This window comes from Brevundimonas sp. GN22 (assembly GCF_054824005.1).
The window spans coordinates 24,691-31,095 of the sequence record NZ_JSYD01000032.1; the positions used below are offsets into that span (position 1 = coordinate 24,691).

A 6,405-nucleotide genomic window follows, 5' to 3' on the forward strand; every position below is an offset into this window, starting at 1 on the left:
GTGCCGTCAGTAGCGTTCCTCCTGGCCACCGTCACGGTCGCTTTGCAGCGCACGGATCAGTTCGGCTTCAGCCATGTTCATGTGCTGCGGCTCGGCCAGCAGCGCCACGACTTCGGCTTCATCCTCGGCCTCAGTGCGTTCATCGACGCGCTGCAGGGTGGTGATGATGTTTTCGTACAGTTCTTCGGGCTTGACGGTTTCGTCGGCCAGTTCGCGCAGGGCAACGACAGGGTTCTTGTCATTGTCGCGGTCGATGGTCAGCGCAGCACCGTTGGCGATGTTACGCGCACGGTGACCAGCCAGCAGAACCAGACCAAAGCGGTTCGGCACCTTTTCGATGCAATCTTCGACAGTGACGCGGGCCATGAAATTCCTCGGGCGACAGGGAGAACCACACAAAATATAGAAGCGAGGCCAATTGTGCAACGGCAACCGACCCGCTTTCGGCAGGAAAACAGCGAGATATTCGCGGCTTTCGTCTTAAATCACCGGCTTTGCATCCCGCCCGACGGTCGCGCTGGCCGCAAGCGCTTGAGCCGTCTTGTGGCTGAGCGGATGCCGCCAGTGCGGGGCGATCTGCGCAAGGGGCCCCATGACAAACAGGCGCTCTTCCGCCCTGGGATGCGGCAGATACAGGCCGTCCAGGTCGTCGGTCACCCGACCATAGGCAATCAAATCCAGATCCAAAGTGCGCGGAGCGTTCCGGACCGAACGCACCCGCCCTAGTCGGTCCTCGATTCGCGAAAGGAGAGCCATCAGCGCCTTTGGGCTGTGTTCTGTTTCGATAACGATCACGCCATTGATAAAGGGCGGATCACTGGGGTTGGGCCAGGCGGCGGATTCCCACCAGTCCGAGCGGGCGATGATACGGCATCCGCTGGCTTCCAACTGCTCCAGCGCGCGCTCCAAGCCTTGCTGGCACGTGGCAAACTGCCCCTTGTCATTCGCGCCCAGTGCGACGATGACTGCATCTGCAAGATCGATTTCACCCGACAGGGGTGGATTTTGCGCACTCAAACCAAAATGCCTTTTTATCAGGATTTATATTGATGACGTCCCCTAACCGCATTGCGCTTTTTATCGACGGTGCCAACCTCTATTCGGCGGCGCGCTCGCTTAACGTTGATCTCGATTTTCGCAAGCTGTCGGAGTTCTTCGGCCGTGATGGCCGCCTGATCCGCTCTTATTACTATACTGCCATCGTGGAAGGCGAAGAGTTCTCACCGGTTCGCCCCCTTGTAGACTGGCTGGACTACAACGGCTTTACCGTCATGACCAAGCCGGTACGCCGCTTTACCGATGCACAGGGCCACACCCGCACCAAGGGCAATATGGACGTCGAGATCGCCGTCGACATGCTCGAGCTTGCCCCTCACCTCGACGAAGTTGTTCTCTTCTCGGGCGACGGTGACTTCAAACGCTTGGTTCAGGCCGTACAGGCCAAGGGCGTGCGCGTAACGGTCGTGTCCACCACCAAGAGCCAGCCGCCGCAAATCAGCGACGATCTACGCCGCCAAGCCGACGAGTTCATCGATCTGGCCGACGTCATGAACGAGTTCTCCAAGCCCAAGCCCGCCTTCAACCGCGAGCGTTAAACGGTCCGGACCGGGATACGAAAAAGGCCCCCGTTCGCACGGGGGCCTTTGTTTATCTGCAAGGGCCTTAGCCCTGCCCGCCCGTTCCGGCGACGCGGACCTGAGCGGAGGGTTCACGGAAATAGCGGTCGATACCCTCGGCCACCGTGCGCATCAGACGACGACGCGAACGCTCGTCGGTAAGGACACGGCCGTCTTCCGGATTGGTGATGAAACCCATCTCCAGCAACACGGCCGGCACATCCGGAGCCAGCAGAACGGCCAATCCCGCAGCGCGGTGGCTTTGGCGCAGCATCGGGTGGCTGTCAGCTTCGAGATGGGTCAGCAGCACGCGGGCGAACTGCGCCGAACGGTTTTGGGTCGCGCGCTGGGTCATGTCGAGCAGGATACGGTCAACCGAAGCATCACGCCCTGGCAGACGCAGATTGCGCTGCCAGTCGTCGTTTGCCGTGAACTCGCGAACAGCGCGGCCAGCGCCCTGCTCCGACAAGGTATAGACCGATGCACCGCGCAAAGCCGGATCGGTTCCTGCGTCGGCGTGCAGGGAAATAAACAGGTCCGCGCCAGCATCACGCGCAATCTGCACGCGGCGGCTGTGCACGACATAGACATCGGCATCGCGGGTCAGGCGCACACGGTAGCGACCGGTGCGCTCAAGCGCTGTCTTCAACTCGCGGGCAGCCGCCAGCGTGACCGTCTTCTCCCAAACGTCGTCGCCGCGTGCACCAGGGTCGCGGCCACCGTGACCGGCATCGATTACAATGAGCGGCTTTTCGGCACGCGGCTGCGGGCGGCGCGAGGCCATCACCGGAGCCTCGGCAGCGCCCGTCGCCTTGAGGTCAATCACATAGCGATAGTTGGCAACACCATCACCCGGCGGCAGCAGGAAGCGGCGCTCGATGGTCGCTCCACGTGCCAGATCCAGATTGACGCGCGTACCGCCTGCACCATTTTCAAGCTGATAGGCGCTAACCAGTCCCGAGCCATTGCCCGACAGACCGCGACCGGGGTCGATATCTGCCAGAGCCACGCTGACACGACCGGTCGTGCCGTCCAGAAGTACGCGCCCGCGGGTTTCACGCGACAGGTCGATAACGACGCGCGTGCGTTGCGCATCGCCGCCAAAGCGAACCGACTTGATCTGTATGTCCGATCCGCGCGCAAGTCCGAGGCCAGCCATCAGCACTGCCGAAAGCATGACCACGACCGCCAATGCGGTCAGTGACCACTCTCGCAGCCCCCAACGCGTAAGACCCTCACGCCACAGAACGCGCATCGCCCAGACGGACTCCTTCTTATTCTAGGGTTTCTAGCTAGCCTCTGACTGTTAAGGATTTCGTAAAGATATCCTTTCGCGCAATGTTTTTGCATTTTGTCAGAATGGCGCCTATTGTTCATGGACCGCGACCGATCGCGCCTACGCCCCTGTGCGGCGTCGGGCACGCCCTCCTCGCGGCTGCTAGTTTATTTCACCCTATTCCGACGGTGGGTTGGCAACAGCTCCCTGCCCTAGGATCAAGCGGGTTTGGACCGCAGCCTCTTTAATGTTGGCGCGACCAGACCCCGGACCGACAGAACCCATGGGCCAATACGCCTGCGTCACCGTCCGGCAATCGAATGCCGACCTCGCGATCCGCGAGGCGACGATGTGTGCGCGTGGCCCCATCCACATTTGGCGAGCCGCTCCCCTGCTGACGGGGTTCATCCATGCGAGGAACCTCGCGGGGCACGGGCTGGCGCGCCTGAGAGAGACACTACATGTCCAAGACTATGCTGATCGATGCGGCGCACGCGGAAGAAACGCGCGTCGCAATCGTGGACGGCCGTCAAGTTGAGGAATTCGATTTCGAATCCCGCGGTCGTCGTCAACTCCGCGGCAATATCTATCTAGCCAAGGTTACGCGCGTAGAGCCGAGCCTTCAGGCGGCTTTCGTTGAGTATGGGGGCAACCGTCACGGTTTCCTCGCCTTTAACGAGATTCACCCTGACTATTATCAAATCCCGGTCGCCGACCGCGAAGCCATCATGGCCGAAGCGGGCGACGAGGATGAAGACGAAGATCTGGACCGCGACGACGAAGGCGATTCCGAAGGCCGTCTGGCCGACGAGGAACGTCTGAAGCGCCGCCTGATGCGTCGCTACAAGATTCAAGACGTCATCAAGCGCCGTCAGGTCCTGCTGATCCAGGTCGTGAAAGACGAGCGCGGTGCCAAAGGTGCTGCCCTGACCACCTGGCTGTCGCTGGCCGGTCGTTACTGCGTGCTCATGCCGAACACCGGCAAGGGTGGCGGCATCAGCCGCAAAATCACCAACACCTCGGACCGTCGCCGCCTCAAAGCTGCCGCTGCCGCGCTGAAGGTGCCGGAAGGCATGGGCCTGATCATCCGCACGGCGGGCGCAAAGCGCACCCGTGCCGAGATCAAGCGCGACTATGAATATCTGTTGCGTCTGTGGTCGACCATCCGCGAGACGACGCTGAAATCGACCGCACCGGCTGTCATCTACGAAGAAGAGAACCTAGTCCGCCGCGCCGTGCGCGACATGTACGACAAGGACTTCGACGGCATTCAGGTCGAAGGCATCGAAGGCTTCCTGCAGGCGCGCGACTTCATGCGCGTGCTGATGCCATCGCAGGCCAAAAAGATTCATCTGTACCAAGGCACCCGCCCGCTGTTCGCCTCGAACGGCATCGAGGAAGTGCTGACTCAGATTCACCAGCCAGTCGTTCCGCTGAAGTCGGGCGGCTATCTGGTGATCAACCAGACCGAAGCTCTGGTGGCCATCGACGTGAACTCGGGTCGTTCGACCAAAGAGCGGAACGTCGAGCAAACCGCCGTCAAAACCAACATCGAAGCCGCCGTCGAAGCCGCACGCCAACTGCGTCTGCGCGACTTGGCCGGTCTGGTTGTCATCGACTTCATCGACATGGATGAATCGAAGAACAACCGCGCTGTCGAAAAGGTCCTGAAGGACGCACTGGCCCAAGACCGTGCCCGCATCCAGATGGGTCGCATCTCGCCCTTCGGCTTGATGGAAATCAGCCGCCAGCGTCGCCGCCTCGGCGTCATCGAAGGCGCGACCGAGGCTTGCGCCTGCTGCCAGGGTACCGGCCGCGTGCGGTCGGCAGAGTCCGCTTCGCTGACCACCCTGCGTGCCGTAGAGATCGAAGCGGGCCGTAATGGTGCCGGTTGCATTACCCTGCGCGTCTCGACCGCTGTGGCCATCTACATCCTGAACCACAAGCGCGACTATCTGCAGCGTCTGGAACAGATGCGTGGCCTCAAGGTCATCGTTCAGATCGACGACTCGCTGGCTCAAGGTGAGCACCATATCGAGCGTACCGAGACCAACGAAGAGTTCACCGCTCCGCAGGACCAGTTCGACCTGTCGGTTCTGGATGACGGCATCGACGATCACGCCATCTTCGACGAAGAGGAAGAAGAGGACGATGACGACGTCGCCTCTGACGCTTCGGACGACGACAGCGACGAAGATGGTGAAGACGCTGAACGCGCCGAACGTGACGAGGATGGCCGTGGTGGCCGCCGCCGTCGCCGCCGCCGTGGTGGTCGCCGTGAAGAAGGAGTCGAAGCCGCTGCCCCGACCGACGACGAAGACGAAGAAGGCCGTGGCGGCCGTCGTCGCCGTGGCCGCCGAGGCGGTCGTCGTTCGCGTGAAGAAGGTGATCGCGACGTCTACACCTGGGTGCGCGGCCGCACGCCGTCGCTCAATGACCCTTACGTCTGGTTCGACCCGCTGAACCCGGAACGCCCCGAGCGTCCGGAACGCGCCCCGCGTCCGGTTGCAGAAGCGGTAGCCGTCGAAGGTGTCGAGAACGAAGTCGCCTCGCTGGACGAAGTGAAGACCGAGGGCGAAGGCCGTCGTTCGCGCCGTCGTCGTGGTCGTGGCCGTGGTCGCAACCGCGATCAGGAAGAAACGCCTTCGGACATCAAGGCCGAGGATCGCGCCAGCAACGAAGGCCTGCCGGTCGAAGGTAACCCCGATCTGCCGATCGCAACTGTGATCGAAGCGGATGATCAAGCGGAAGCTGCGGCTCCGGCAGAGACTGTCGCTGTCGAAGCCACGATCGACGAAGCACCGAAACGCCGCCGCGTCCGTCGCAAGACCCGAAGCGCCGAACCGGCTCTGGAAGACGCCGCCCCGGTCGAGGCTTCATCGGACGACCAGCCGCCGTTCGTCGCTGTCATCCCCGATGACCGGATCGTCGAGAAGGCAACCGAGCGCGCCCGTGACGCCGAAGAGGCCGTACCGGCCAAACTGGACGTGACGCCCGCTCAGGCCTTTGCTGTCGAACAGGCTATCGAGGAAGTCCGCCACGAAGAAGTGCGTCCGGAACCTGTTGCGGCTCCTGTTGCCGAGGTCGCTCCGGCTGTGGTCGAGGCCCCCGCTCCCGTCCTTGTTGACGCGGTGGAGGAGGCTCCGCTTGCAGTCGAAGACATTATCGCCAACGATCCAAACCAGATCGTCGCTCCGCCTGAAAAGCCGAAGCGCGGCTGGTGGCGCCGTTGATCGGCCATGATTTGACGTGAAGACAGTAGGGAGGCCGTTGCTCTGGAGTTCACCATGATCCGGTTTTCCACTGTTCTTCCCCGTCTGCTGGTAGCAGGGACGGCGGCGGCTGCGCTGATGGCCGCCGCCCTCCCCGCATCCGCACAAAGTCTGATCCGCGATACAGAGATCGAAGGGATCATTCACCAATGGTCCGCGCCGACGATCACGGCCATGGGGTTGGACCCTGAGGAAGTCGAAATCCTGCTCGTCAACGATGACAGCCTGAATGCGTGGGCTA

At 62.0% G+C, this 6,405-nt stretch carries 5 protein-coding genes and 1 pseudogene; 3 read left to right on the forward strand and 3 right to left on the reverse strand.

Annotated features, from left to right (window positions below; genetic code table 11):
* Positions 1-6 precede the first annotated feature (6 nt).
* Both rpoZ and folK read right to left on the reverse strand, forming a co-directional pair.
* Positions 7-366: a DNA-directed RNA polymerase subunit omega gene (gene rpoZ / locus OB03_RS05155; RefSeq protein ID WP_461343422.1), complete on the reverse strand. Its 360-nt coding sequence runs from the start codon at positions 364-366 to the stop codon at positions 7-9.
* A 114-nt stretch (positions 367-480) separates the two neighbouring features.
* Positions 481-1,017 carry a 2-amino-4-hydroxy-6-hydroxymethyldihydropteridine diphosphokinase gene (gene folK / locus OB03_RS05160; protein WP_242915161.1) on the reverse strand — a complete coding sequence of 179 codons (537 nt, stop codon included), beginning with the start codon at positions 1,015-1,017 and terminating at the stop codon, positions 481-483.
* Positions 1,018-1,049: 32 nt separating this feature from the next.
* On the opposite strand from folK, the gene OB03_RS05165 reads away from it, so the two are divergent.
* Positions 1,050-1,595, forward strand: a complete 546-nt coding sequence (locus OB03_RS05165) for a LabA-like NYN domain-containing protein (protein WP_242915159.1) — start codon at positions 1,050-1,052, stop codon at positions 1,593-1,595.
* Between the two features lie 67 nt (positions 1,596-1,662).
* On the opposite strand, the gene OB03_RS05170 is transcribed toward OB03_RS05165, so the two are convergent.
* Positions 1,663-2,871 (reverse strand): N-acetylmuramoyl-L-alanine amidase family protein, encoded by a 1,209-nt coding sequence (locus OB03_RS05170; protein WP_242915157.1) that lies wholly within the window; start codon positions 2,869-2,871, stop codon positions 1,663-1,665.
* A 482-nt stretch (positions 2,872-3,353) separates the two neighbouring features.
* On the opposite strand from OB03_RS05170, the gene OB03_RS05175 reads away from it, so the two are divergent.
* Entirely contained in the window at positions 3,354-6,125 is a 2,772-nt protein-coding gene (locus OB03_RS05175; protein ID WP_461343423.1) for an Rne/Rng family ribonuclease, read from the forward strand.
* Positions 6,126-6,179: 54 nt separating this feature from the next.
* Positions 6,180-6,405, forward strand: a pseudogene (locus OB03_RS05180) (M48 family peptidase); the annotation flags it as partial.